The following is a 25,093-nucleotide window of genomic DNA, read 5'->3' on the forward strand; positions in this document are numbered from 1 at the left end:
CCATGTCGAAGATTTCGCGCAAGCAGTACGCCGACCTGTTCGGCCCGACCGTCGGCGACAAGATCCGTCTGGGGGACACCGACCTCTACGTCGAGATCGAGAAGGACCTTCGGGTCTACGGCGACGAGCTGGTCTACGGCGGCGGCAAGACCCTCCGCGACGGGATGGGGTCGGACAACCAACTCACCCAGGAGGCCGGCTGTCTGGACCTGGTCATCACCAACGTGACGATCCTCGACCCGATCCTGGGGGTGATCAAGGCCGACGTCGGGATCCGCAACGGCCGGATCGTCGGGGTGGGCAAGGCGGGCAACCCCAGCACGATGGACGGCGTGACGCCGGGCCTGACCACCGGGACCGCCACCGACGCCATCACCGGCGAGCACCTGATCCTCACCGCCGCCGGCATGGACACCCACGTCCATTACATCTGCCCGCAGCAGGTCTGGGCCGCGCTCTCCAACGGGATCACCACCCTCTGGGGTGGCGGGATCGGGCCGACCGACGGCACCAACGGCGTGACCACCACCAACGGCCCCTGGAACCTGGAGATGATGCTCCGGTCCGTCGAGGGCCTGCCGATCAACTTCGGCTTCCAGGGCAAGGGGAACGCCAGCGCGCCCGCCCCCCTGATCGAGCAGCTCCGCGCCGGGGCGGCCGGGTTCAAGGTCCACGAGGACTACGGCACCACCCCCGCCGCGATCCGGGCCTGCCTGTCGGTGGCCGACGAGTACGACGTGAGCGTCGCCGTGCACACCGACACGCTCAACGAGTCGGGCTTCGTCGAGGACACGATCGCCGCGTTCGACGGCCGGACGATCCACACGTACCACTCCGAAGGGGCCGGCGGCGGCCACGCCCCCGACCTGTTGAAGGTCGTCGGCCAGCCCAACGTGCTCCCCAGCTCGACCAATCCGACGCTCCCCTGCGGCGTCAACTCGGTGGCCGAGCTGTTCGACATGATCATGGTCTGCCACAACCTCAACCCCAGGATCCCCTCGGACGTGGCCTTCGCCGAGAGCCGGGTCCGGGCCGAGACGATCGTGGCCGAGAGCGTCCTGCACGACATGGGCGCGATCTCCATGATCGGCAGCGACTCGCAGGCCATGGGCCGTATCGGCGAGACCTTCCTGCGGGCCTTCCAGACGGCCGACGCCATGAAGAAGGCCCGGGGCCCGCTCCCCGAGGACTCCCCAGGCAACGACAACTTCCGGGTGCTCCGCTATCTGGCCAAGGTGACGCTCAACCCCTGCATCACCGCCGGGGTCGCCGAGACGCTGGGCTCGATCGCCCCCGGCAAGATGGCCGACCTGGTCCTCTGGGAGCCGGCCTTCTTCGGCGCCAAGCCGAAGCTGGTCCTCAAGGGGGGCTTCGTCGCCTGGGCCAACATGGGCGATCCCAACGCCTCGCTCCCCACGCCGCAGCCGATGATGTACCGCCCCATGTTCGGCGCCTTCGGTACCACCCTGGCCAAGACCTGCGTGACGTTCGTTTCCCGCGCCGCCTACGACCTGGGCGTGAAGGAGAAGTACGGCCTGCAGCGGATCGTCGAGCCGGTCTCCGGGACGCGGGTCCTGACCAAACGGCACATGGTTCGCAACGACCTCCTGCCAAAGATCGAGGTCGACCCGCAGACGTTCGCGGTCAAGGTGGACGGCGTCCACGCGACCGTCGAGCCGCCGAAGTCGATCTCGCTGAACCAGCTCTATTTCTTCTGCTGACGCCGGACCGGCGGGAAGGATGCCGATGATCCTCGTGGAGAAGCCGCTCGGCAACGCCGACGACCCGGCCTGGGCCCAGCTCCTGGAAGGGGCCGTGATCGACCCCCTCGACCTGGACCAGTGGCAGGCACAGAAGAACCGCTTCCGGCTGAAGACGGCCGCGGGCGTCGACGTCGCGATGGCGCTCGACCGCAACACCCACCTGCGCGACGGCGACGTCCTCGCCTGGGACGAGGCCAACCTGACGGCGATCGTCGCCCGCGTGAGCCTCAAGGAGGTCATGGTCCTCCGCCTCGACGCGGTGCTCGGCCAGGCTCCCGAGGCCCTCGCTCGGACCTGCGTCGAGCTGGGCCACGCGCTGGGGAACCAGCACTGGCCGGCCGTCGTCAAGGGGACCACCGTCTACGTCCCGCTGACCGTGGACCGCAAGGTCATGGCCTCGGTGATGAAGACCCACGCTTTCGAAGGAATCACCTGCGAGTTCGTCCCCGGGGCCGAGGTCATCCCGTACCTCGCCCCGCACGAGTCCCGCCGCCTCTTCGGCGGAGCCGACTCCACGCCCCATTCGCACGCGCCGACACCATGACCACGATCACCGACAGCGAAGGCGAGGGAAGCGTTTGGCGACGATCGCGGAGCTGATGCGGGTCCTGCAGTTCGGCGATTCGCTGCTGCCGGTGGGGGCCTTCTCGTTCTCGAACGGCCTGGAGTCGGCCGTGCAGCTCGGGGTCGTGCGCGACCTGGACTCGCTGCGCGACTTCGTGCGGGCGGCCGTCGAGCAGGCGGCGACTTCCGACGGCGTGGCGGTCCTGTCGGCCTTCCGGGCCGCGGCGGCCGGCGACGCCGAGGGGGTCGACCGGGCCGACCGCGCCGTCTTCGACCGCAAGCTCAACGAGGAGATGCGGACGATGACCGTGCGGATGGGCCGCAAGCTCGCCGAGATGGCCGACCGCGTGATCGGGCCGTCGGCCGCGTCCGCCTGGCTCGGCCGCATCCGGTCGGGCTCCGCCCCCGGCTGCCTGCCGGTGGGCCAGGCCCTCGTCTTCTCGGCCCTGGGGCCCTCCGAGCGCGACGCCTTCGCCGTCCACCAGTACGGCGTCGCCGGCATGATGGTCAACGCCTCGCTCCGCCTGATGAAGATCCACTACCTCGACGCCCAGGCGATCCTCTACGAGATCAACGCCGACGCCGAGGACGCCTACGACCGCGTCTCGGGCCGCTCGCTGGACGACATGGCGGCCTTCTCCCCGGTCTTCGACGTCCTGGCCTCGCTCCACGTCGGGGCCCACGTCCGCATGTTCATGAATTGAGAGACTTTCCTATGGCGAAGAAGATCACCAGGATCGGCGTGGGGGGGCCCGTCGGCTCGGGCAAGACGGCGATCATCGAGGCGATCACGCCCAAGCTCCTGGACCTGGGCTCGCGCATCCTCATCATCACCAACGACGTCGTCACCACCGAGGACGCCAACCACGTCCGGCGCACGCTCAAGGGGGTCCTGATCGAGGAGCGGATCCTCGGCGTGGAGACCGGGGCGTGCCCGCACACGGCCGTCCGCGAGGACCCCAGCATGAACCTCGCGGCCGTCGAGGACATGGAGGCCCGCTTCCCGGACACCGACGTCGTCCTGATCGAGAGCGGCGGCGACAACCTCACGCTCACCTTCAGCCCCGCCCTCGTGGACTTCTTCATCTACGTCATCGACGTCGCCGCCGGCGACAAGATCCCCCGCAAGAACGGCCCGGGCATCACCCAGTCCGACATCCTGGTCATCAACAAGACCGACCTGGCCCCCTACGTCGGCGCCAGCCTGGAGGTCATGGACCGCGACTCCCGATTCATGCGGAGCGACCGGCCGTTCGTCTTCACCAACTGCAAGACCGGCGAGGGGATCGACCGCCTTATCGACCTGATCCGCGAGAACGTCCTGTTCGACCTCGAAACCAAGGCCCCCGCGTGACCGCCGACACGCCCCACGAACTCGCCCCGTATCTCGACGAGCCTCCGCAGCTCCGCGCCGGGGCGTTCGGGAAGGATGCGCGCCTGCTCCTCCGGTTCGAGCGCCGGGGCGGACGTTCGATCCTCGCCGAGATGGTCCGCAAGGCCCCGCTGCTGGTTCAGAAGGCCCTCTACTGCGACGAGGGGATGCCCGGCCTGCCGGTCGTCTTCATCATCACCAACTCCGGCGGCATCCTCCAGGGCGACCGCTACGCGATGGACTTCGCCGTCGGCCCCGGCGCGATCGGCCACGTCACGACCCAGGCCGCGACCAAGATCCACGAGATGGACGCCAACCACGCGACCCAGGTCCAGGAGATCAGGCTCGACGACGGAGGCTACCTGGAGTACCTCCCCGAGGCGGTCATCCCGTTCGCCCGCTCGCGGTTCCTGACCCGCACGCGGATCCGCATCGCCCCGACGGCGACCCTCCTCTACGCCGAGACCCTGATGGGGGGCCGAAAGTACTACGGCGACGGCGAGCGGTTCCGGTTCGACCTCTTCTCGTCGACCGTCGCCGCCGAGCGGCCGACCGGGGAGAGCCTGTTCGTCGAGAAGTTCCTGATCGAGCCGGGTCGCTCGCCGGTCTTCCGGCCGGGCGTCATGGACGACTTCGACGTCTTCGGCAACGTGATCCTCCTCACCCCGCGCGCGATCGCCGACGCCGTGGCCCCGCGCGCCGTCTCGGCCTGGAACAAAGCCGATGGTTGGGCCGCCGGCGTCGGCCGACTGCCCAACGACGCGGGGCTGATCTACAAGGTCGTCGCCCGGGAGTCGAGCGTCGTCCGCGCCCGGATCCGCGACTTCTGGTCGCTCGTCCGCCCCGAGGTGACCGGCCGCCCCGTTCCTCCGGAGTTCGCCTGGCGCTGAACCGGGCGGCGTCCCGGCGTGTCCGGCACCCGGAGGCCCGTCATGACCCCGACCTTGATCCTGTCGCCCCGCTTCTCCGATGATTCGATCACGCTGCGACGCGCGGCGATCGCCCTCGGCTGGGACGTGGTGCGCCTGGCGAGCTGGCGTCCGCCCGAGGACTTCGAGCCGGACGAGCCGGTCCTGTACGCGGAGCCTTTGTTCAACGAAGCGGTCGCGGAGCAATTGGGCCTCCAGGTCGTCGAGCCCCCCGAGGATTTCCTCGTGCGGCTCCCGGAGGAGTACGTCGGACGTCGCGTGCGGCTGACGACGGCCGATGAAGCCCGTTCGCTCCCCGGCCCGGTGTTCCTCAAGCCGCCCAACCGCAAGCTCTTCCCGGCCCGGGTCTTCGCCTCGGGGGCGGACCTGCCCGACATGCCCGGCGACGATCCGATCCTGACATCGGACCCCGTCGAGTGGGCTGCCGAGTTCCGCTTCTTCATCCGCGATCGTCGGGTCCGGGCCTGGTCGCCGTACTGGCTGAGCGGCGCCCTGGCCCGCGAGGGAGAGGATTGGATCGTCGACGCCGACGCGGCGGGGGCCACGAGGGATTTGCTCGATCGGCTGCTCGCGGATCCCCGAGTCGACCTGCCGACCGCCTTCGTGCTCGACGCGGGCGTCATCCGAGGCGTCGGCGCGGCGGTCGTCGAGGCGAACGAGGCGTCGGGATCGGGGATCTACGGTTGCGATCCCGTGGAGGTGCTCGACGTCCTCCGCGCGGCGACGTTCCACGTGCGCGGCTGATCGTCCGAGCTCTACGAATCCTGCGGCCTCGCCTCCGACCCGCCCACGCGGATCAGGAGGGCGGGGTCGAGTTCCTCGTCCATCTCACCCTCGTCGACGTACTTGTATCCCAGGCCGACCGACCAGTCGGGGAGTTCCAGGAGCTGGGCGAGTTCCTCGTGCCGCTCCGCCGCGAAGACGTACTCGCCGCGCAGGACCTTCTCGACGGCCGCCGCGTCGGCACCCGGTCTCAGCAGGCCGCAGAGCCTGGCCGGGTCGCCGGGGCCCGGGGGGGGCGTCTCTTCGTCGTCCTCGAAATAGTCGGGATCCGAACAGTAGGAGTCGGCGATCTCGCCGTCGGCGAACAGCCAGTAGTCGAGCACGTCGTCGTCGTGGTTGAGCACGGCCAGGACGCGGGCGTCCAGATCGCGGGAGAGGGCCGCGCCGACCGCCAGGATCGGCGCCGTCGCCTGGGTGTCGGCCTCCTCGTCGTAGACGACCACGAAGCCGCCCCGGGACGGCGTGACGATCGCGCGCCGGCCGGCGCGGGCCAGGGCCTCGGCGACCTTCCGGGGGTCGGCGCCCTTGACCGAGAAGTTGACGTAGAAGTTCCCCACGCGAGCGTCCTCCTTGGCACGTGCGTCATGTCAGGGCCGGCCGGCCCGATCGTCCGCGGGGGACGATCCGCGGCGACACGGCGGCGGCCTCATGATACCGCGGAAGTGGCCCCTTCGGACTCCCCATGCCCGGGTTCGTTCTCCCGCCACCACCGGGCGGCCCGGTCCGCGTCCCAGTCCCGGGCGCAGGAGCATCCGCCCAGGGCGCGTTCGAGGGCCAGGACGTCGGGAAAGCGATCGGCCGGCTGCTTCGCCAGGCAGGTCAGGACGATCCGCTCCAGCTCCTCGGGCACGTCCGGGCGGCGGAGCGAGGGCGCCGGCGCGGGATCGCGGGCGACGGCGAGCAGGATGCCGATCGTCCCCCCGGCGGCGAACGGCGGCTCGCCGGTGAGGAGGAAGTACGCGACCGCGCCCAGCGAATACACGTCGCTCCGGCCGTCGATCTCGCGGTCGCTCGTGGCCTGCTCGGGCGACATGAACATCGGCGTCCCGAGGATCTGGCCCTCGTCGCTCAGGTCGGGATCCCGGTCGGCCGCCAGCGGGCGGACGAGGCCGAAGTCGAGCAGCTTGGCGACGTCGTCCGCGCCCCCCCGGCGCGAGGCGAAGATGTTCGAGGGCTTGATGTCGCGGTGCACCAGCCCCGCCGCGTGGGCCTCCGCCAGCGCGAGGCAGACCTGCCGCACGAGGTACACCACCCGGCCGGGGGGGAGCGGGCCGTGCCGCTTCACCAACTCGTCCAGGCCCAGGCCCGGCAGGTATTCCATGACGTAGAAGTACTCGCCGTCCTCGGTGCGGCCGTAGTCGTAGACGTCGACCGTGTTGGGGTGGGACAGCTCGGCCGTGATCCGGACCTCGCGCTCGAACCGCTCCAGGACCTTCCCCCCGGGGTCGAAGCCGGGCCGGATCAGCTTGAGGGCGCAGGGCCGCTTGAGGAGCTGGTGCTCGGCCAGGTAGACCTCCCCCATGCCCCCCGCCCCGAGCTTCCGGCCCAGCCGGTAGTGGCCGAGCCGCCGCGCCTCGCGCGCCTGCCGCCGGAGCCGGGCGATGGTGTAGGCCCCGTGGGTGGACCAGGCGGCGAGGATCAGCAGCAGGATCGCGTCGAAGCCGAAGTGGGCAAGCGGCGTGCTCCCGCGCTCCAGCCCCAGGCGGGCCATCCAGAGCATGTCGTCCGGGTGCCGGACCTGGAGCAGCACGAGCACCGCGAACGGCAGGAGCGCGATCGAACCGACCACGAACCCCGCGCGTCGCCAGCTCGCCGGGGCGTAGATCCCGTACGAGAGGATCAGGATCGTCGCGACCAGCACGCGATGGTTGAACACGAGCTGGGCGCGGGTGGGGTCGCCGCGCCGCGAGAAGTCCAGCATCGTCTGATACTGGGCGAACGCGTAGAAGCCGGCGACCGCCAGGATCATCCCCAGCTCCATCGCCTCCAGCGCGGCGGGCGTGAACGTCCGCGAGCTTCGCAGGAGGGCGACGAGGGTCCCCAGCCCGGCGAGCAGGATCGCGTAGGGGATCGCCTGGGACGGTTCGGGGTCGCGGACCACCGCGAATTTCCAGGCCAGGATCAGGACGGTGATCAAAATGCAGGTCGTCGTCAGGCCCTGGAGGCGGCGACGCGCCAGGTCGCGGCCGCCGACCGAGGGCTGCGAGCCCGTTCCGGGCCGGATGGCCTGGTACGGCGTGAACCCCCGACGGGGCGTCTTGGCCGTCGCGGCGGCCTCGGAAGCGGCCGGTTCCCGCCGGGGCCAGACGGCCGTCGAGGACGCGGGGGGCGGTCTCAGGAAGCCGTCGCGCCCGGCCCGCTCGTCCTCGGCGAGCAGCCGGGCCGTCGCGTCGAACAGCTCTGCGTCGTCGCCGCAGGCCTCGCGCAGCCAGGGCTCGCGATCGGCCGGGTCGAGGCCCGTCGCGTGGTCGAACAGCTCGCCGACTCGGCGCCAGCGCTCCGGGGTCATGCGTCGCCCCCGCGGAGCTGGTCACCGAGCCAGGCCCGCGCCAGCCGCCAGTCGCGCTCCACGGTGACCACGGCCACGTCGAGCGCCGCGGCGACCTCGGGCACGGTCATGCCGGCGAAGTAGCGGAGCGTCATGACCTGGGCCTGGCGTTCGCTCATCGCGGCGAGGCGGTCGAGCGACTCATGCACCGCGACGACGTCCAGCCCCTGCTCCTCGAAGTAGTCCACCACGCCGTCGAGCGGCACGCGCCGCCACTTGCCGCCGCGACGGCCGGCCCCCCGGCGTCGCGCGTGGTCGATCAGCACCTCGCGCATCGCCCGCGCGGCCGAGGCCAGGACGAACCCCCGGTCCCCGGCCTTCGCGAAGACCTCCTCGCCGAGCAGGCGGATCACCGCCTCGTGGACGACGGCCGTCGGCGAGAGCGTGTGGTCCGACCGCTCGCGGGTCATCATCCGCCCGGCCACCCGCTTCAGCTCGTCGTACATCCGCGCCAGCAGCTCGTCACGCGCCTGCTCGTCGCCGACGCGCGCCCGGTCCAGGATCTGGGTCAACTCACCGCGAGCGTCCATCGTTCGATTTCACCGGAGGCCGTCGCCCGATCGCGCCAGTCCGCACGCACCGGCATTCTCCGGCAAGACGCCGGCCGAGGGCAAGCCCGCGTCGGCGGCCCGGAGGGCGCCGGGGCGTTGGGGATTCCGGCGGGGGCGGATGGAGGGATGCGGGGTCGAACTTCGCGTCCTATCCTGACGTCGTGGGACGAGCCCGGGGCCGGCCGAGGCGGATCAGCGCCTCGCCGGCCGACTCCAAGGAGAATCGCATGTCCAACCTTCCGAGACGAGAATTCCTGGCGGCCGCGGGCCTGGCCGCGGCGGCGGCCGCCGCGATCGCTTCCAAGGACGCCGCGGCCGGCGACCCCAGCTTCCTGAACAACGTCCCCGACGAGGTCCTCGACGGCGCGGAGCTGCCGACCTTCAAGTTCGCGCTGGAGAAGAGCGAGGGCAAGGTGATCGGCGGCAGCTCCGGCAAGGAGGCGACCGTCGTGCAGCTCCCCGTCTCCAAGGGGATCGCCGGCGTCTCGATGCGCCTGGAGCCCGGCGCGATGCGCGAGATGCACTGGCACGCCACGGCCGCCGAGTGGGCCTTCGTCATCGAAGGGCGGGTCCGCACCACCGTCGTCGACCCCGAAGGCGGCGCCGAGACCAACGACTTCGACCCCGGCGACGTCTGGTACTTCCCACGGGGCCACGGCCACATGCTGGAGTGCCTGGGCGACTCGCCCTGCCACTTCATCCTGATCTTCGACAACGGCTACTTCTCGGAGTTCGGCACCTTCAGCGTCACCGACTGGATCGGCCACGTCCCCAAGGCGCTGCTCGCCAAGAACTTCGGCCTCCCCGAGTCCGCCTTCGACGATTTCCCCAGGGGCGAGGTCTACTTCGCCCGCGGCGCGAAGCCCCCCGAGGGGCCGGCGGCACCCCTCCAGGGCTGGAAGCCCCCCGCGCTGACCCATAGGTACGAGCTTCTCAAGCGGCCTCCGCACCGAACCTTCAAGGGCGGTCGCGAGTGGCGGGTCGACTCGACCTCGTTCCCGATCGCGAAGACCATCACCGCCGTCGTCCTCGACCTGGAGCCGGGCGCGTTGCGAGAGCTGCACTGGCACCCGACGGCCGACGAGTGGCAGTACGTGATCGACGGGGACGTCGAGGTCGGGATGTTCGGCTCGCACGGCCGCTATCGGGCCGAGCGGCTGGCGAAGGGGGACGTCGGCTACATCCCCCAGGGCTACGGCCATTCGATCGAGAACGTCGGCGACGCGCCGGCCCGGTTGCTGATCGGCTTCAACACGGGGATCTACGCGACGATCGACCTGTCGCAGTGGATCGCCGGCAACCCTCCCGACGTGCTGGCGACCAACTTCGGCAAGCCGGCCGCCCTGTTCGAGAAGTTCCCCAGGAAGGACGTGTTCATCGCGCCTGCCGGCGAGGCCGAGTGAGAGTCGCTCGCGGCCCCGGCCGTCAGAGCGTGGCGAGATAGCCGCCGTCGACGGGCAGGGCGATCCCGGTGATGTAGTCGCTCGCGGCGCTGGCGAGGAAGACGGCCGCGCCCGCCATGTCGTCGGGCTTGGCCCATCGGCCGTGGGCGATCCTCGCCAGCACGCGCTCGTGCAGGCCGGGGATCTGCTCGCGCGCGGCCAGGGTCATCTCGGTGTCGAACCAGCCGGGGAGGATCGCGTTGACCTGGATGCGGTCGGCCGCCCAGGCCAGGGCCAGGCTCTTGGTGAGCTGGACGATCGCCCCCTTCGAAGTGGCGTACGCCGCCGCGAACGACGAGCCGAGGACCGACGTCATGCTGCCGGTGTTGATGATCTTGCCCGCCCCCTGGCGCTTCATCCAGGGGTAGACGGCCTTCGACGCCAGGAAGGCGCTGGTGACGTTCGCGTCCATCACCTGGTTCCACTCGTCGAGCGACAGGTCCTGGGGCGGCTTGCGGATGTTGATGCCGGCGTTGTTGAACAGGGCGTCGATGCGGCCGAAGCGCTCGCCGGCCTCGGCGACGGCCCGCTCGACCTCCTCGGGCTTGCAGAGGTCGGCGACGACCGCGAGCGCCTTCGCCCCGGTCTTCTCGATCGTCGCGGCGGCCTCGCGGGTCTTCTCCGGGTTGCGTCCCACCACGGCGACGGAGGCGCCGGCCCCGGCCAGGCCCAGGGCCATCCCCAGGCCGATCCCGCCGTTGCCGCCGGTCACGATCGCCGTCTTACCCGTCAGGTCGAAGAGATTCAAGGAGCCGCTCCCTTTCCGGCCCGGCCGCCCCTCGTGGGCGTCCCGGCCGCCGCGCGTCTTGCCGTCGCGGTGCGAAGGTTGGATCATGGAGGCGAATCGAGGGGGCCGGCGGAGTTCGTCCGGTCGCGTCCCCGCTCGTCCGTTCAAGGCTAATCGACGCCTCCGCCGCCGGCAAGCGAGCCTCGCCCGCGGCGAGCCGGGGCCGTCGCATCATCCGGGACGCCCCGGGAGGTCCGATCCGATGCCCGACCCGCGCTGGGAGACCCTGGCCGACATCCTCATCGACCACTCCGTCCGCATCAAGCCGGGCGAGACCCTCCTGATCGAGTGCTTCGACCTCGAAGACTCCACGCTCCCCCGCCTGCTCGTGCAGAAGGCCGCCGAGCGGGGCGGGATCGCCCTCGTGGAGACCCGCGACGCGCGGATCGTCCGCGAACTGGTCCTCCGAAGCTCGCCCGAGGCCATCGCCGCCTGGGGCCGGATCGACCGGGCGCGGATGGATCAGGTGCAGGCGTACCTGGGCCTCCGCGGCGCCCGCAACATCAGCGAGATGGGCGACGTCCCCGCCGAGAAGCTCGACGCCTACAACGCCCTCTACCAGAAGCCCGTCCACTTCGAGCGCCGGGTGACGCACACCAGGTGGTGCGTGCTCCGCCTGCCCAACGCCAGCATGGCCCAGCAGGCCGGCATGAGCACCGGCGCGTTCGAGGACTTCTACTTCGACGTCTGCACGCTCGACTACGCCAAGATGGCGAAGTCGCTGGAGCCGCTCGTCGCCCGCATGGAGAAGGCCAGCGAGGTCCGGATCACCGGGCCCGAGACCGACCTGAAGTTCTCGATCGCCGGCATCCCGGTCGTCCCCTGCTTCGGGACCATGAACATCCCCGACGGCGAGGTCTTCACCGCCCCGGTCCGCGACTCGATCGAGGGCCACATCCGCTTCAACACGCCGACGATCTACCAGGGCGCCTCGTTCGACGGCGTCCGCCTGGAATTCCAGAAGGGCAAGATCGTCAAGGCCGACTGCGCCGGCGGCGACGCCGAGAAATTGATGCGCATCTTCGACGCCGACGAGGGGGCCCGCTACACCGGCGAATGGTCGATCGGCTGCAACCCGCGCGTGCTCAACCCGATGCGCGACATCCTGTTCGACGAGAAGATCGCCGGCAGCTTCCACCTCACCCCCGGCAACGCCTACGACGAGGCCGACAACGGCAACCGCTCCAAGATCCACTGGGACCTCGTCCAGATCCAACGCCCCGAATACGGCGGCGGCGTCATCGCCTTCGACGGCGTCCCCATCCGCGTCGACGGCAAGTTCGTCGTCGACGACCTGATGCCGCTGGACGCCCCCTGAACGCCCGGCCTCCTCGCGAGATCGCGGAGCGGGAAAGGACCTCGGGATTCGGATGTCTTCCCTTCCCCCCCGGTGGGGGAAGGTGGCCGAAGGCCAGATGAGGGGGACCATCAAGGCGGACCGCGCGAGGAAGCGACGGCTTCTCGGCCCGCTTGTTCCTCCGAGCGGCTTACGTGCTCGTCTTCCCCCTCATCCGGCCCTCCGGGGCTACCTTCCCCCGCGAGGGGGGAAGGGCGTTCGAGGCCGATCCGCCGCGTGTCTTTGACAGAGCACCACGGGCCCAGTACTGACGCGAGAAAGCCCATGCCACGAACCCTCCGACCGATCCGGGCGATTCGAATCGGGATCCTCTGCTGGCTGGGCCTCGCCGCGACGGCCGCCGCCCAATCCGGCGTCCAGGTCGTCGAGGCCGATGGCCGGGTCCGGGTGACATGGCCGATGTCCGCCGAAGAAAGTGGAACGGCGGTCATCAGCCTGGACGCGGAGAAACCCCTCATCGAGTCGCTCGGGGTCGCCGCCGGCGGGGCCGAGACGCGGGTCGCGACGGGCCTGAACCCGGTGACGATGTTGACGGTGGGGAGCCGCGACCTGAAGTACCCGGCGGGGTGGGTGGCGTTCTTCGACAACCCGCCGAAGCGGCCCCACCAGACGTTCCCCGTCGTGCTCGGGAAGCGTCGGGCGGTCGTGACTCGTGACGGAGCGCGGACCACCGTGAGCGTGGCCGAGGCCTCCGCCGGGTCGTTCCGCGGGGACGTCCGCTTCACGTTCTACCCGAACAGCCCGCTGATCCGGGCCGAGACGGTGCTCGCCACGGAGGAGGACGGTCGGGCGATCGTCTATGACATGGGCTTCGCCGGCGCGGGGCCGGGCTGGGAGGCGGTCGCCTGGAACGAGGCCGCGGGGCCGTTCCAGAAGGTGGCGTTAGATCCGGGCACGCCGGCGACCCCGCTCGCCGTCTCGGGCCGGGCCGTCGCGGCCGAGTCGGCCGGCGGGGCGGTCGCCGTCTTCCCGGAGCCGCACCGGTACTTCTACCCGCTGGACGAGGCGTTCAACCTCAAGTTCGCCTGGCACGGCCGGGATTACGGCGGGACGGGCTCGGGATACGGGATCGGCGTCCGCCAGGAACTCACCGGCGACCGGCGGTACGTCCCTTGGTTCAACGCCCCGCCGGGGACGGAGCAGCACCTCGGCGTCTACCTGCTGCTGGCCCGGGCCGACGGCCGCCGGGCGCTCGACGAGGTCGCGAAGTACACCCGAGGCGACCGCTACAAGGCCCTGCCGGGCTACAAGACCTTCACCAGCCACTATCACGTCGAACACACGCTCGAATATCTCCGTCGCCAGAAAGAGCAGGGGATCTCGGGCCTGCCCGTCGAGCTGGAGACGCCGGGCATGGTCACGACCTTCAAGGCCCGGGGCGTGGATATCGTCCACCTGGCCGAGTTCCACGTCGGCGAGACGCCCCGCATGGTAGACGCCGAGCGGCTCCCGCTGCTGAAGCTCCTCCACGAGGAATGCGCCCGCCTTTCCGAGCAGGGCGTACTCATGCTCCCCGGCGAGGAGCCGAACGTCCACCTGGGCGGCCACTGGATCAGCTTCTTCCCGAAGCCGGTCTACTGGGTGCTGAACCGCCGGGAGGACCAGCCGTTCGTCCAGGAAGTCGAGGGCTACGGGACGGTCTACCACGTCGGCAGCTCGGAGGACGTGCTGAAGCTGATGGAGCGCGAAGGCGGACTCATGTGGACGGCCCACCCCCGGATCAAGTCGTCGATCGGCTTCCCGGACGCCTACAAGGCCCGCGACTTCTTCCGGTCCGAGCATTTCCTCGGCGGCGCGTGGAAGGCCATGCCGGCGGACCTGTCGCGGCCGACGCTCGGCTGGCGGGTGCTCGACCTGCTGGACGACATGGAGAACTGGGGCGCCCGCAAGCAGATCGTCGGCGAGGCCGACCTGTTCCGCATGGAGCCCGACTTCGAGACCTACGCGCACATGAACGTCAACTACCTCCAGCTCGACGCGACCCCCCGCTTCGCCGACGGCTGGAAGCCGGTGCTCGACGCCCTGCGCGGCGGCCGCTACTTCACCACTACCGGCGAGGTCCTGATCCCCGAGTTCACCGTCGGCGGCAAGCCGTCGGGCCAGACTCTCGGGCCGATCGTCGAGGGGGAGACGGTGGTCGAGGCGAGCCTGGAATGGACCTTCCCGATGGCGTTCGCCGAGGTCGTCTCCGGCGACGGCCGGCACGTCTTCCGCCACCGGATCGACCTGATCGACACCGAGGAGTTCGGCACCCGCAAGCTCCGCATCCCGCTCGACCTTCGGGGCCGAACCTGGGTGCGGTTCGAAGCGTGGGACGTGGCCGGCGACGGGGCTTTCACCCAGACGGTCCGCCTCCTCGCCGACGAGACGCGGCCGGACGCCCCCGCTCGGTGAGGCCGGAGGATGTTTCACGGCAGGCAACCGAAGTCGAACGAAGCCGAGCCGCGGTCCCGGAAATCACCTCGATGGCTTTCGTCGATCCGCGCATACGTCGATCGGATCCCTCAGGCGGAAGTTCGCGGAAGTAGCCCGGGTCTCGGTCCTCCGCGCCGTAAGGTCCCCTGAAATGGAGACTAGGACGAGCGGGACGCGGCGATTAGGATGCCCGGGCGAGCCTCGGCCCGCGATCCGCCGCTTCACGCCGAGATGATGGCCGAACGACCTCCAGGGGACGGAATGAGCACTCCCGTCGAGCAAATCCGCGAATTCATCGAGTACGCCCGCACGCTGAACGGCGATGAGAAGGGCGAGGCCCAGGTCTTCTGCGACCGCCTATTCAGGGCCTTCGGGCATGGCGGATACAAGGAGGCCGGGGCCACGCTGGAGTTCCGGGTGAAGGCGGCCAAGAGCACGAAGTTCGCCGACCTGCTCTGGCGGCCCCGCCTGCTGATGGAGATGAAGAAACGGGGCGAGAAGCTCCAGAAGCACTACTCTTATGCGTTCGAATACTGGCTCCAACTGGTCCCTCAACGACCCAAGTACGTCATCCTCTGCAACTTCGACGAGTTCTGGATCTACGACTTCGACTCGCAGCTCGACGACCCGGTGGACAGGGTGGCCCTGGAAGAGTTGCCCCGGCGCTACAACGCCCTGAATTTCCTGTTCCCGGTCGAGAAGACGCCGCAGTTCCAGAACAACCGCGTGGACGTCACGCGGGCCGCGGCGGCCGACGTGGCCGGAGTGTTCAACTCGCTGGTCGCTCGCGGCGAGGATCGGGAGTCCGCGCAGCGGTTCGCCCTCCAGTGCGTGGTGGCGATGTTCTCCGAGGATGCGGACCTCCTGCCCAAGGGGCTCTTCAGCGAACTCCTGGACGACTGCCGGCGCGGGGCGAGCACTTACGACCTCCTCGGCGGGCTCTTTCGGCAGATGAACTCCCCGACCGAGGCCCCCGGCGGGCGGTACAAGGGCGTGCGCTACTTCAACGGCGGGATCTTCCAGGCCGTCCAGCCCCTGGAGCTGAACCCCGACGAGATCGACCTGCTCTTGAAGGCCGCCGCCGAAGACTGGAGCAAGGTCCAGCCGCCGATCTTCGGTACGCTCTTCCAGAGCAGCATGGGCAAGGAACGGCGGCACGCCTTCGGGGCCCATTTCACCAGCGAGACCGACATCCAGAAGGTGGTCCTTCCCACCATCGTCCGGCCGTGGCGGGAACGGATCGAGGCGGCAAGACGCTCAAGGAACTTCGCGGCCTGCTGGACGAGCTGAGGACGTTCCGCGTGCTCGACCCGGCCTGCGGCTCGGGGAACTTCCTCTACGTCGCCTTCCGCGAGCTGAAGCGGCTGGAACTGGCGCTCATGGCCCGGATCCACGCCGACTTCGGCCGCAAGGCCCAGCGCGCCGTGGGGACGCGCTCGCTGGTCGGCACCAGGCAGTTTTACGGCCTCGACAAGGAAGAGTTCGCGGTCGAACTGGCGAAGGTCACGCTGATGATCGCCAAGGAGCTGGCGATCGACGAGAGCCAGGCCTGGATGGACGGCGAGCAGCTCGACCTCCCCATCGAGTTCGACGCCGCCCTCCCGCTGGACAACCTCGATGACAACATCAAGGCGGACGACGCCCTCTTCTGCAAGTGGCCGAAGGCCGATGCGATCGTGGGCAACCCGCCGTTCCAGTCCAAGAACAAGATGCAAGGCGAGTATGGCCCCTCTTACCTGAATCGACTGCGGGAAGCCTATCCCAAGGTGCCGGGGCGCGCGGATTACTGCGTGTACTGGTTCCGCCGGGCCCACGACGAACTCCCCGCCGGAGGACGCGCCGGCCTGGTCGGCACGAACACGATCCGCCAGAACTACAGCCGCGAGGGCGGGCTGGATCACATCGTCCGAAACGGCGGCACGATCACCGAGGCCGTCTCCTCCCAGGTCTGGTCGGGCGACGCGGTGGTCCACGTCTCCATCGCCAACTGGATCAAGGGCGATCAGCCGGGTAAGTAGAAGCTCTTCACTCAGCTCGGCGATGCGGACGACAGCCCGTGGGGCGTGGTGGAAGTGGACGTCATCGGACCCGCCCTCTCCGCCGGGTTCGACGTGATTCAGGCCGTGCGGCTCAGGACGAACATCGAGTCGGGCGCGTGCTACCAGGGGCAGACGCACGGGCATGAGGGGTTCTTGCTCTCGCCGGCCGAGGCTGACGCGTTGCTGCAATCGCCGGGAAACGCGCAGGTCCTTTTCCCCTATCTAACGGGCGACGACCTGCTGTCGAACCGGCCGCCCGCTCCGCAACGCTACGTCATCGATCTGCAACCGCGCGACATCCTGGAAGCCGGGCGATACTCGCAGCTGCTCGATCGGCTGAAAGCCTCCGTACTGCCCACACGCCAGGCGGCCGCGGCGGAGGAGGCGGCGCGAAATGAGGCGGTGCTCGGTGCCAATCCCAAAGCGAAGGTAAACCAGCACCATCGCAACTTCTTGAACCGATGGTGGCTGCTGTCGTATCCACGCCCGGAGCTAATCGCTAGGATTTCGACCCTACCCCGGTACATCGTCTGCAGCCAGGTGACCAAGAGGCCCACCTTTGAATTCATAGAGACGAGAATCCGACCAAATGCGGCGCTCATTGTTTTCCCGCTACCTGACGATTACTCCTTCGGCATCCTGCAATCGGGCATTCATTGGGCCTGGTTCGTCGCCCGTTGCTCCACCCTCAAGGGGGATTTCCGCTACACCTCGGATACGGTGTTCGACACCTTCCCCTGGCCGCAGGGGCCGACGCTCCTGCAGGTGGAAAAGGTCGCCGAGGCCGCCGTGGCCCTGCGACGATTGCGTCGCGAGGTGATGTGCGAGAACAGCTGGAGCCTTCGGGAGTTGTATCGCACGTTGGACATACCCGGACATAATCCGCTACGTTCCGCGCAGGAGGCGCTGGACGCGGCGGTCCGAGCGGCCTACGGCATGAGGCCGAAGGATGATCCGCTCGCCTTCCTGCTGGCGCTCAACGGAGAGCTTGCGGACCGCAAGGCTTCCCTGCTGCCCGTCGTCGGGCCGGGACTGCCGCCCGTCGTGAAGGATGTGGCAGGGCTGGTGACGGAGGATTGCATCACCATCGCCCGATAGCCCTCAGGCCGACCCGGCTCGTTTGCGATGCGGAGATCCTCGGCGACGATCCCCCTCCGGTCCGCAGGCTCGAAATCGCACCCCGCCGTGATCGCAATCCCCGATCCCGCACCAGGATCCAGGTAAGCGATACCGCGCGCGGAGTCATCGGCCGCGATTCGCCGGACGCAACACGCGTCCCCGCGAAGTGCGAAAGCGCGCCGAACGAACCCAATTTCCAGGGGGCAAAAGGAGTATTAAAGTGTTATGGGGTCGAGGTTTGTATTCGATGGGTTCGTTTTCGGGCCGCGCGAACGAACCCGATCCGCGAGCGAGGCTCGCGAGCGATCGGCCGGGGCGGGTCGTCGTACGCCCGGGGGCGATGTGGGAGGAGGGATTACGGGGCGAAGCGCGCCGAACGAAGCCAATTTTCAGGGTCCGAGTTCGGCGGTTAAAGTCTTTCTGGAATATGAGTTGCGTCCGATGGGTTCGTTTTCGGGGTGGGGCGAACGAAGCCGATTCCGGAAGGGCGGCGAGGTCGAGAGGGGGAGGACGCCGACCGGTCCGAGCCGGTCGGCGTCTGGGGGGAGGTTCCGCCGATGCGGGTCAGTCGCACTTGAGGATCGCGCCGGTGTCGGCGCTGGTGGCGAGCTTCTGGTAGCGGGCGAGCCAGCCGGTCCTGAACTTGGACGGCCGAGGCTGCCAGGCTTCGCGGCGGGCCTTCAGCTCCTCGTCGGAGAGGCGGACGGCGAGCTTGCCGTTGGGGATGTCGATCTCGACGATGTCGCCGTCCCGGATCAGGCCGATGGGGCCGCCGACGGCCGCCTCGGGGCTGACGTGGCCGATGGACGCGCCGGCGGTGCCGCCGGAGAAGCGGCCGTCGGTGATGAGGGCGCACTTGTCGTCGAGGCCGGAGCCCTTGACGGCCGTGGTGGGGGCGAGCATCTCCTGCATGCCGGGGCCTCCGCGCGGGCCTTCGTAGCGGATGACGATGACGTCGCCGGCCTTCACCTTGCCGAAGACGATGCCGTTGTAGGCCTCCTCCTCGCAATCGAAGATCACGGCAGGGCCGGTGTGCTGGAGCATCTTGGGGCTGACGCCGGCCGTCTTCACGACCGCCCCGTCGGGCGCGAGGTTCCCCTTGAGCATCGTCAGGCCGCCGGTCTCCGAGTAGGCGTTCTCGACCGTCCGGATGACGTCGTAGGGGTCGAAGCCGTCGCCCGAACCGCCGCCGGGCCCGTTCTGCGGGGCCACGGCCTCCCCCTCGGCTTCCAGGACGGCCAGTCCGGCGGCCTGGGAGTTGGGGTCGGAGACGGCCGGGACGCTCCATGCCTGGGACGACCGCTCGCCGCCGGGGCGGACCCGGGTCATCGTCTGGGCCGATTGGAGGGCCGTGGCGCTGCGGACGTCGTAGGCCTCGATGTTCTCGCCGAGGGTCCGGCCGGTGACGGTGCGGGTGGTCAGGTCGAGCAGGCCGGGGAGGCCGCGGGCCACCTCGCCGAGGATGGTGTGGATGCCGCCGGAGCGGGCCACGTCCTCGATGTGGTAGCTGCTGGACGGGCTGACCTTGCAGATGTTGGGGGTCTTCTTGCTGAGCTGGTCGATCCGGTCGAGCGTGAACGGGACGCCGGCCTCGTGGGCGATGGCCAGGATGTGGAGCACGGTGTTGGTGCTCCCCCCCATCGCCATGTCGAGCACCATGGCGTTGTCGAACGCGGCGGCCGTGGCGATCTCGCGCGGCAGGAGGCCGTGGCCCTCGCCGACGCGGTTGAACTCCAGGGCCATCTCGACGATCCGCTTCGCGGCGTTCTCGAACAGGACCTTGCGGTCGGCGGCGGTGGCGAGGAGCGTGCCGTTGCCGGGGAGGGCCATGCCCAGGGCCTCGGCCAGGCAGTTCATGCTGTTGGCGGTGAACATGCCGGAGCAGCTGCCGCAGGTGGGGCAGGCGGCCTTCTCGATCTCGTCCAGCTCCTCGGCGGTCATCTTGCCCTGGGCCTTCTGCACGCCGCCGATGAAGGCGTCGATCAGGTCGACCGTCTTGCCGGAGGCGGTCTTGCCGGCCTCCATCGGGCCCCCCGAGGCGAAGATGGTGGGGACGTTCACGCGCATGGCGCCCATGAACATGCCGGGGACGATCTTGTCGCAGTTGGGGATGCAGATCATCCCGTCGAACATGTGGGCGTTGATCATCGTCTCGACCGAGTCGGCGATCAGCTCGCGGGAGGGGAGCGAGTACTTCATCCCGCCGTGGCCCATGGCGATGCCGTCGTCGACGCCGATGGTGTTGAACAGGAACGGCACGCCGCCGGCCGCCCGCACGCACTCCTTGACGAAGTTGCCGACCTCCTGGAGGTGGACGTGGCCGGGGATGATGTCGACGTGGCTGTTGCAGATGGCGATGAACGGCTTCTTCCAGTCGTCCTCGCGGACGCCCGTGGCGCGCAAGAGGCTGCGGTGGCCGGCGCGCGCGTCGCCTTGCTTGATCGTGTCGGAACGCATGTCGTCGTCCTCGGTCGGCGGACCGTCTGGGGGCAGGGGGACCCTCTCTGCGACCCTCGATCGTATCAGAACGCCCCCCCGCCATCCAAGTCGGCTGGGCCGGTTCGGCCCGGGTGGGCTCGCCTTGACGCCGGGGCGGGGGCAGCTAACCTCACGCCGTCGTCGGTCGCCCCCGGCCCGCCTCGCCGGCGACTTCCATCCCGAGGCGCGGGTACCTGGGAGCGCTCGATGACGTCGATCCAGGCCGACGGCCGATTCCGGAGCGGCGGCGAGGGCCACTGGCTTGCGGCCCTGGGGTTCGAGCTGGTCCACGAGCCGGGGATCTCGCGAGCCTGGCGGCTCGACCTGGCCGGCGGCTACCTGCTGATCACCGACGTCGGCGGCTACGACCTGCCCGAGGTCGGGGCCGCGGCCTCGGCCTACCGCTTCACGAGGGGCGACGAGCTGGAGGAGTTCGTGGAGGTCCTGCTCGACGCCCGGTCCCTGCACGCCTGGATCCGCCGCGCCCGGCGGAGGGCGGGATGGCGGTCGCGGGGCTCGCCTCGTCGCGACGGCGGCTAGCGCGATTTGGGCTTGCGCTTCCGGCCCGGCGGGGCGGCGGCCTGGTCGGTGACGGCGGCGAGGAGGGCGGCGAGCCGACGGCCGGCCTCGCCCTCGCAGCGGGCCAGCTCGGCCATCTCGGCGAAGCTGAGCTGGGGGTCGGGGAAGGGGAGGCGGCCCTCGGCCTGGGCGGCGGCCGAGGCGAGCGTGTAGAGCTTGTCCTTGTGCTGGACCTTCAGGCCGCAGCGCTTGAGCAGGTCCAGCTCGCGGTAGAAGGTCCGCAGGCCGATGGCGAGGCCCTTGAGGACCTCGTCGCGGGTCCGCGGCCGATCGCCCAGGAGGCGGACGAGCCGATAGAGGCGGGAGGCCCGCTGCCGCGTGATGTGGACCGACCCACGCCGTCGACCGCCCGGAGAGTCGCTCATCGAAAGACTATCCTTCCCATCAACTTCGGGCTCCTCCTTGAGCCCTCTCGGTCCTGACGTGCCGTCCTGGCGCCTGACTTCGGGCCCGATCTCGGAGAGGGGGACGACCCGGCCCGCCTCTCTCCCTTCGCGGGAATCCCTCCCCGCCGCTCACGAAACTTGAGACGCAGGCCGATAGAAAGGGTGGCCTTGTTCGTCCTGCGCGGGATGCGCCGATTTTGACGAATTTCTCAAGGACGCCGTTCGGCGGACCGATTATCGAACAAGGTGTGCCGAATCTCCAGGGTCATCTCCCCGCGAGGTGATGACCGCAGTCATCCAGTGCCCGGCCCGAGGACGCCTGTCCGATCCGACCGGGGCCGGGCCGAGAGCTGGGTGGAGTCGACGCCTTGGGCGACCGCCCGGGGGGCGCCGCGAGACTCAAGCCCGGGCGAGCCTCCTGGCAAAGGGGAAATGATCCATGTGGACGCGAAAGCGAACGCCTTCGAGACGATCCCTCCGGCCCCTGGCCGAGGGCCTGGAAACCCGCCAAGTGCTTTCCGCGTACTCGACGATCCCGTCGGCCGTGGTGTCCGGCACGGACGCCGACGGCGACCGCTGGACCATGACCCTGTACGGGCCCGGCACGCTGAACGTCGTGGACCCGACCGGCCAGGCGTTCACCCAGGCGAACGCGGCGACGCCCGACCTGATCCACACGATCACGGTCGCCGGCACGGTCACCCACGCCAGCCGCCTGGTCGGACGGGTCGAGGCGGCCGCCGGCGGCGACGGCAAGGTCTTCTTCCAGAACCTGAACGTCCAGAACAACGGCGCCTTCGGCCAGATCGACGCCAACAACGTCCAGCGGCGGGGGAACACCGCCCAGAACGGCATCGCGCTGGTCGACATGCCCGACTTCTGGCTGGGCCGGAACAGCCCCAGCGCCTCGACGATCTCGTCCGACATCCACTCGGGCTTCTTCCTGGCCGGCGGCATCACCGCCCCCGAGGGGATCAACGTCCTGCGTTTCGGCGGCGTGGACGTCAACTACACGCCCGCCGGCGCCACGCCGCTGGTGAACTCGGCGCAGAAGAATGAATTCGTGGTGAACCTCGGCCTGCCGGTCAGCACGGGGACGACGATCATCGTCGACAGCGTGACCACCAACGCGGGGACGTCGGTCGCCTCCGGGTCGACCACGCCGACGGTCAACCAGCAGAGCGTGACGTTCCTGGTGTCCGGGCGGATCAACCTCTTCCAGGCCAACCAGATCAACGGCAACACCGCGCCCGGCCTGGCGCCGACGCAGTTCAACCCGTCGGCCACGACGCCCACGGCCGGCGGCACCTACCTGGTGTCGCAGGGGGCCGACGTCACCGGCCAGATCGGCTACGTCCGGGTCGGCGGCGCCGCCACCAACTTCACCACGTTCGCCCTGGCCAGCAGCATCTTCAGCGGCAGCCCCGGCGACGTCCTGGACCCCAAGGTCACCAACTTCCTGATCGGCGGCGAGACCAACAACGTCATGCTGATCGCCCCGGGCGGCTCGCGCGACGTGTCGTTCGGCCGCGGCATGGACAACGTGGTGATCAACTCGCAGTGGATCGAGCACCTGCACGCCAACCGCGGGGCGGTGAATTCGAAGGTCACGGTCTCGCGGACGCTCGACAACCTGAAGCTCGGCGGCGACCTGGTCAACTCGCTGATCCAGTCGGGCTACACGCAGACCCTCTCGGCCGAGGCCAACTCGCCCGGCTCGGCCTTCTCGGCCGGCGGGGGCGCCTTCAACGGCGTCGCCCCCAAGGCGATCGACAGTCGGACGTTCAACTCGTTCGCCGGCCAGTCGCTCCCCTCGGCGCACGGCGGCGGCGGGATCAACGCCCAGATCGCCGGCAGCGTGGTCAACTCGGTGGTGTCGGTGTCGGTCGACCCCGACCCCTCCGGGCTCAACGACCCGGGCGAGTTCCAGCAGGTGACGTCCAAGCGGTTCCCGTTCGGGGCCCCGGAGAATGTGGTCCTGCCTCGCGGGTACATCTACGCCAAGATCGAGGGCGAGGTCGACAACTCGGCGATCCAGGGGACCCTGGTCTCGCCCGACGTGCCGTCGAACACCGCGTTCTTCGCCAAGCACGTCGACGTCGTGAAGGGCGCGACCTTCCCACCCAAGGTCGACTCGGCGCCGTTCAACCGCAAGCTGCAGTACGGCAAGGCCCAGAACGCCCTCAAGGGCCTCTGGAAGGTCTGACGGTGACGGCCCCTACCCGAGGGGTCGGCCGGATCGATCCGCGATCGGGCCGACCCGCCCAGGGGCGGGGGGCGGCGTCAGGCCTCGGGGGCCGGGGCCGGTTCGGCGGCGATGTCCCGGCGGTAGAGCCCGCCGGGGAACCGGATCTTGGCCACGGCCTCGTAGGCCCGCTCGCGGGCCTTGGCCAGGTCGTCGCCCAGGGCGGTGACGTTGAGCACCCGTCCGCCGTCGCTGACGATCCGGGGCTCGCGTCCCGCCTCGGGGTCAGGCCGGAGCTTGGTGCCGGCGTGGAAGACCTTCACGTCGGGGAGCCGATCGGCCCCCTCGACGTTCTGGATCCAGCGGTTGCGCTCGTAGGGGCCCGGGTAGCCCTCGGCCGCCATGACGACCGTGACCGAGGGCCGGGGGTCCCATTCCAGCTCGACCTGGTCGAGCCGCTCGTCGACGACCGCCTCCAGGGCGTCGAGCAGGTCGGACTTGAGCCGCATCAGGATGACCTGGGTCTCCGGGTCGCCGAACCGGACGTTGAACTCCAGGACCTTGGGGCCCTGGTTGGTCAGCATCAGGCCGGCGTAGATGACCCCGCGGAACGGCTTCCGCGCCCGCTTCAGGGCGTGGACGATGGGGACGAGGATCTCGCGCTCGACCTCCTCCATCAGGTCCGAGGTGACCATCGGGGTGGGGGAGAAGGCGCCCATGCCGCCGGTGTTGGGCCCCTCGTCGCCGTCGAGGGCGCGCTTGTAGTCCTGGCTGGAGACCAGCGGGACGATGGTCCGGCCGTCGGTCAGGGCCAGGACGCTGGTCTCGCGGCCGTCGAGCCGCTCCTCGATGAGCACGCGGTCGCCGGCCTGGCCGTAGACCCGGCGGACCATGATCTGGTCGATCGCCTCCAGGGCCTGGCGGAGCGTGCCGCAGACGTAGACCCCCTTGCCGGCCGCCAGGCCGTCGGCCTTGACGACCAGGCCGAGCGGGCAGTTCAGGACGTAATCGCGGGCCTCGGCGAAGGTGCCGAAGACCTTGCGGGCGCCCCGGTCCTCGATCTCCACCTGGACGCCGGGGCCGAGCATCTCGCGGGGGTCGAGGATCCGCTCGACCGCTTCCAGGGTCTCGGCCGCGGTCCGGCAATGAATCGTGTTGCGGATCATCGAACGGCCGCGGGAGCGGACGACCAGCGCGACCTCGCGCGAGAGGATGTAGTGCTCGGCGTCGGGCGCGCTGCGGAAGACCCGGTAGTCCGCCGTGGGGATGCCGGCCTGGCGCATCAGCTCCTTGGCGAAGACCTTGCTCCCCTCCAGCTCGGCCGCGTCGCGGCGGGGGCCGAAGATCCGCAGCCCCTCGCGCTGGAAGAAGTCGACCAGGCCCTTCGCCAGCGGCTCCTCGGGGCCGACGATCGTCAGGCCGATCCCCTCGCGGCGGGCGAACTGGGCGAGGCCGCGGTGGTCCCCCGGCTCGATCGCCACGTTCTGGGCGTCCAGCGCCGTCCCCGCGTTGCCCGGGGCGCAGTAGACCGTGGTGACCCGCGGCGACTGCTTCAGCTTCCAGCACAGGGCGTGCTCGCGTCCCCCCTTGCCGATGACCAAGACTTTCACGACGTCGACTCCCCGGAGAAAAGCACGAACCTCTCGGGCGACGCTCGCGTCGGAGCGACCGATGGGTCGTCGCGCGTCGCGGGTCGGCTCGGTCCGCCTCGGGGGCGGCCGGCCGGTCCTCGTCCGGGCCGAAGGCACGCTGTCTGAACCTCGGACGCCATTCTAATAATCCGGGGCCCGCCGCGC

20 protein-coding genes and 1 pseudogene are annotated in these 25,093 nt (G+C 69.7%); 14 read left to right on the forward strand and 7 right to left on the reverse strand.

All coding sequences use genetic code 11. The annotated features are described in order from the left end of the window. Window positions 1–2: 2 nt before the first annotated feature. From G6O68_RS28575 to G6O68_RS28600, 6 genes and pseudogenes are all read left to right on the forward strand, one after another. Window positions 3–1,721 carry an urease subunit alpha gene (locus tag G6O68_RS28575; RefSeq protein ID WP_165252596.1) on the forward strand — a complete coding sequence of 573 codons (1,719 nt, stop codon included), beginning with the start codon at window positions 3–5 and terminating at the stop codon, window positions 1,719–1,721. A gap of 25 nt (window positions 1,722–1,746) precedes the next feature. Then, a pseudogene (gene ureE, locus G6O68_RS28580) lies at window positions 1,747–2,317 on the forward strand (urease accessory protein UreE); the annotation flags it as partial. 24 nt (window positions 2,318–2,341) lie between these two features. Beyond that, the gene (locus tag G6O68_RS28585) at window positions 2,342–3,031 is read left to right on the forward strand and encodes an urease accessory protein UreF (RefSeq protein WP_165252598.1); all 690 of its coding nucleotides are present in this window, start codon (window positions 2,342–2,344) and stop codon (window positions 3,029–3,031) included. Window positions 3,032–3,042: 11 nt separating this feature from the next. Next, entirely contained in the window at window positions 3,043–3,681 is a 639-nt protein-coding gene (gene ureG, locus G6O68_RS28590) for an urease accessory protein UreG (protein WP_165252600.1), read from the forward strand. Then, window positions 3,678–4,589 (forward strand): urease accessory protein UreD, encoded by a 912-nt coding sequence (locus G6O68_RS28595; protein WP_165252602.1) that lies wholly within the window; start codon window positions 3,678–3,680, stop codon window positions 4,587–4,589. Before ureG ends, G6O68_RS28595 begins: the two co-directional genes overlap by 4 nt. Before the next feature lie 42 nt (window positions 4,590–4,631). Beyond that, on the forward strand, window positions 4,632–5,372 hold the full coding sequence (locus tag G6O68_RS28600; RefSeq protein WP_165252604.1) for an ATP-grasp domain-containing protein: 741 nt from the start codon (window positions 4,632–4,634) through the stop codon (window positions 5,370–5,372). Between the two features lie 11 nt (window positions 5,373–5,383). Here G6O68_RS28600 and G6O68_RS28605 read toward each other — a convergent pair whose 3' ends face one another. The 3 genes from G6O68_RS28605 to G6O68_RS28615 form a co-directional block, all read right to left on the reverse strand. Continuing rightward, window positions 5,384–5,968 carry a hypothetical protein gene (locus G6O68_RS28605; RefSeq protein WP_165252606.1) on the reverse strand — a complete coding sequence of 195 codons (585 nt, stop codon included), beginning with the start codon at window positions 5,966–5,968 and terminating at the stop codon, window positions 5,384–5,386. Between the two features lie 89 nt (window positions 5,969–6,057). Next, window positions 6,058–7,920 (reverse strand): serine/threonine-protein kinase, encoded by a 1,863-nt coding sequence (locus tag G6O68_RS28610; RefSeq protein ID WP_165252608.1) that lies wholly within the window; start codon window positions 7,918–7,920, stop codon window positions 6,058–6,060. After that, window positions 7,917–8,489: an ECF-type sigma factor gene (locus G6O68_RS28615; protein ID WP_165252610.1), complete on the reverse strand. Its 573-nt coding sequence runs from the start codon at window positions 8,487–8,489 to the stop codon at window positions 7,917–7,919. Before G6O68_RS28615 ends, G6O68_RS28610 begins: the two co-directional genes overlap by 4 nt. Before the next feature lie 248 nt (window positions 8,490–8,737). Here G6O68_RS28615 and G6O68_RS28620 point away from each other — a divergent pair, with 248 nt between their 5' ends. After that, window positions 8,738–9,913, forward strand: coding sequence for a cupin domain-containing protein (locus G6O68_RS28620; protein WP_165252612.1), 1,176 nt, complete (start codon window positions 8,738–8,740; stop codon window positions 9,911–9,913). 22 nt (window positions 9,914–9,935) lie between these two features. Here G6O68_RS28620 and G6O68_RS28625 read toward each other — a convergent pair whose 3' ends face one another. Beyond that, window positions 9,936–10,700 (reverse strand): SDR family NAD(P)-dependent oxidoreductase, encoded by a 765-nt coding sequence (locus tag G6O68_RS28625; protein ID WP_206108239.1) that lies wholly within the window; start codon window positions 10,698–10,700, stop codon window positions 9,936–9,938. A 241-nt stretch (window positions 10,701–10,941) separates the two neighbouring features. Here G6O68_RS28625 and G6O68_RS28630 point away from each other — a divergent pair, with 241 nt between their 5' ends. The 5 genes from G6O68_RS28630 to G6O68_RS32525 all read left to right on the forward strand — a co-directional run bounded on the left by G6O68_RS28630 (window position 10,942) and on the right by G6O68_RS32525 (window position 17,648). Next, a complete protein-coding gene (locus G6O68_RS28630; protein WP_165252616.1) occupies window positions 10,942–12,057 on the forward strand; it encodes an aminopeptidase in 1,116 nt (371 codons plus the stop codon). A 303-nt stretch (window positions 12,058–12,360) separates the two neighbouring features. Next, window positions 12,361–14,490, forward strand: coding sequence for a hypothetical protein (locus tag G6O68_RS28635; RefSeq protein WP_165252618.1), 2,130 nt, complete (start codon window positions 12,361–12,363; stop codon window positions 14,488–14,490). A 282-nt stretch (window positions 14,491–14,772) separates the two neighbouring features. Continuing rightward, window positions 14,773–15,801 (forward strand): class I SAM-dependent DNA methyltransferase, encoded by a 1,029-nt coding sequence (locus tag G6O68_RS32515; protein WP_206108236.1) that lies wholly within the window; start codon window positions 14,773–14,775, stop codon window positions 15,799–15,801. Next, window positions 15,738–16,529 carry a DNA methyltransferase gene (locus G6O68_RS32520; protein WP_206108237.1) on the forward strand — a complete coding sequence of 264 codons (792 nt, stop codon included), beginning with the start codon at window positions 15,738–15,740 and terminating at the stop codon, window positions 16,527–16,529. Before G6O68_RS32515 ends, G6O68_RS32520 begins: the two co-directional genes overlap by 64 nt. A 45-nt stretch (window positions 16,530–16,574) precedes the next feature. Beyond that, window positions 16,575–17,648: a type IIL restriction-modification enzyme MmeI gene (locus tag G6O68_RS32525; protein WP_206108238.1), complete on the forward strand. Its 1,074-nt coding sequence runs from the start codon at window positions 16,575–16,577 to the stop codon at window positions 17,646–17,648. Between the two features lie 585 nt (window positions 17,649–18,233). Here G6O68_RS32525 and ilvD read toward each other — a convergent pair. After that, a complete protein-coding gene (ilvD, locus tag G6O68_RS28645; protein ID WP_165252620.1) occupies window positions 18,234–20,126 on the reverse strand; it encodes a dihydroxy-acid dehydratase in 1,893 nt (630 codons plus the stop codon). A gap of 228 nt (window positions 20,127–20,354) precedes the next feature. Here ilvD and G6O68_RS28650 point away from each other — a divergent pair, with 228 nt between their 5' ends. Then, complete coding sequence (locus G6O68_RS28650; protein ID WP_165252622.1) at window positions 20,355–20,687, forward strand: hypothetical protein; 333 nt, start codon at window positions 20,355–20,357, stop codon at window positions 20,685–20,687. Here the strand turns inward: G6O68_RS28650 and G6O68_RS28655 are convergent. Continuing rightward, the gene (locus G6O68_RS28655) at window positions 20,684–21,091 is read right to left on the reverse strand and encodes a hypothetical protein (RefSeq protein WP_165252624.1); all 408 of its coding nucleotides are present in this window, start codon (window positions 21,089–21,091) and stop codon (window positions 20,684–20,686) included. The genes G6O68_RS28650 and G6O68_RS28655 overlap by 4 nt on opposite strands. Window positions 21,092–21,623: 532 nt before the next feature. On the opposite strand from G6O68_RS28655, the gene G6O68_RS28660 reads away from it, so the two are divergent. Next, on the forward strand, window positions 21,624–23,318 hold the full coding sequence (locus G6O68_RS28660; RefSeq protein WP_165252626.1) for a hypothetical protein: 1,695 nt from the start codon (window positions 21,624–21,626) through the stop codon (window positions 23,316–23,318). A 77-nt stretch (window positions 23,319–23,395) separates the two neighbouring features. On the opposite strand, the gene purD is transcribed toward G6O68_RS28660, so the two are convergent. After that, window positions 23,396–24,907 (reverse strand): phosphoribosylamine--glycine ligase, encoded by a 1,512-nt coding sequence (gene purD / locus G6O68_RS28665; protein ID WP_165252628.1) that lies wholly within the window; start codon window positions 24,905–24,907, stop codon window positions 23,396–23,398. Window positions 24,908–25,093: the final 186 nt, after the last annotated feature.

The organism is Paludisphaera soli, assembly GCF_011064595.1.
GTDB classification, from domain to species: domain Bacteria; phylum Planctomycetota; class Planctomycetia; order Isosphaerales; family Isosphaeraceae; genus Paludisphaera; species Paludisphaera soli.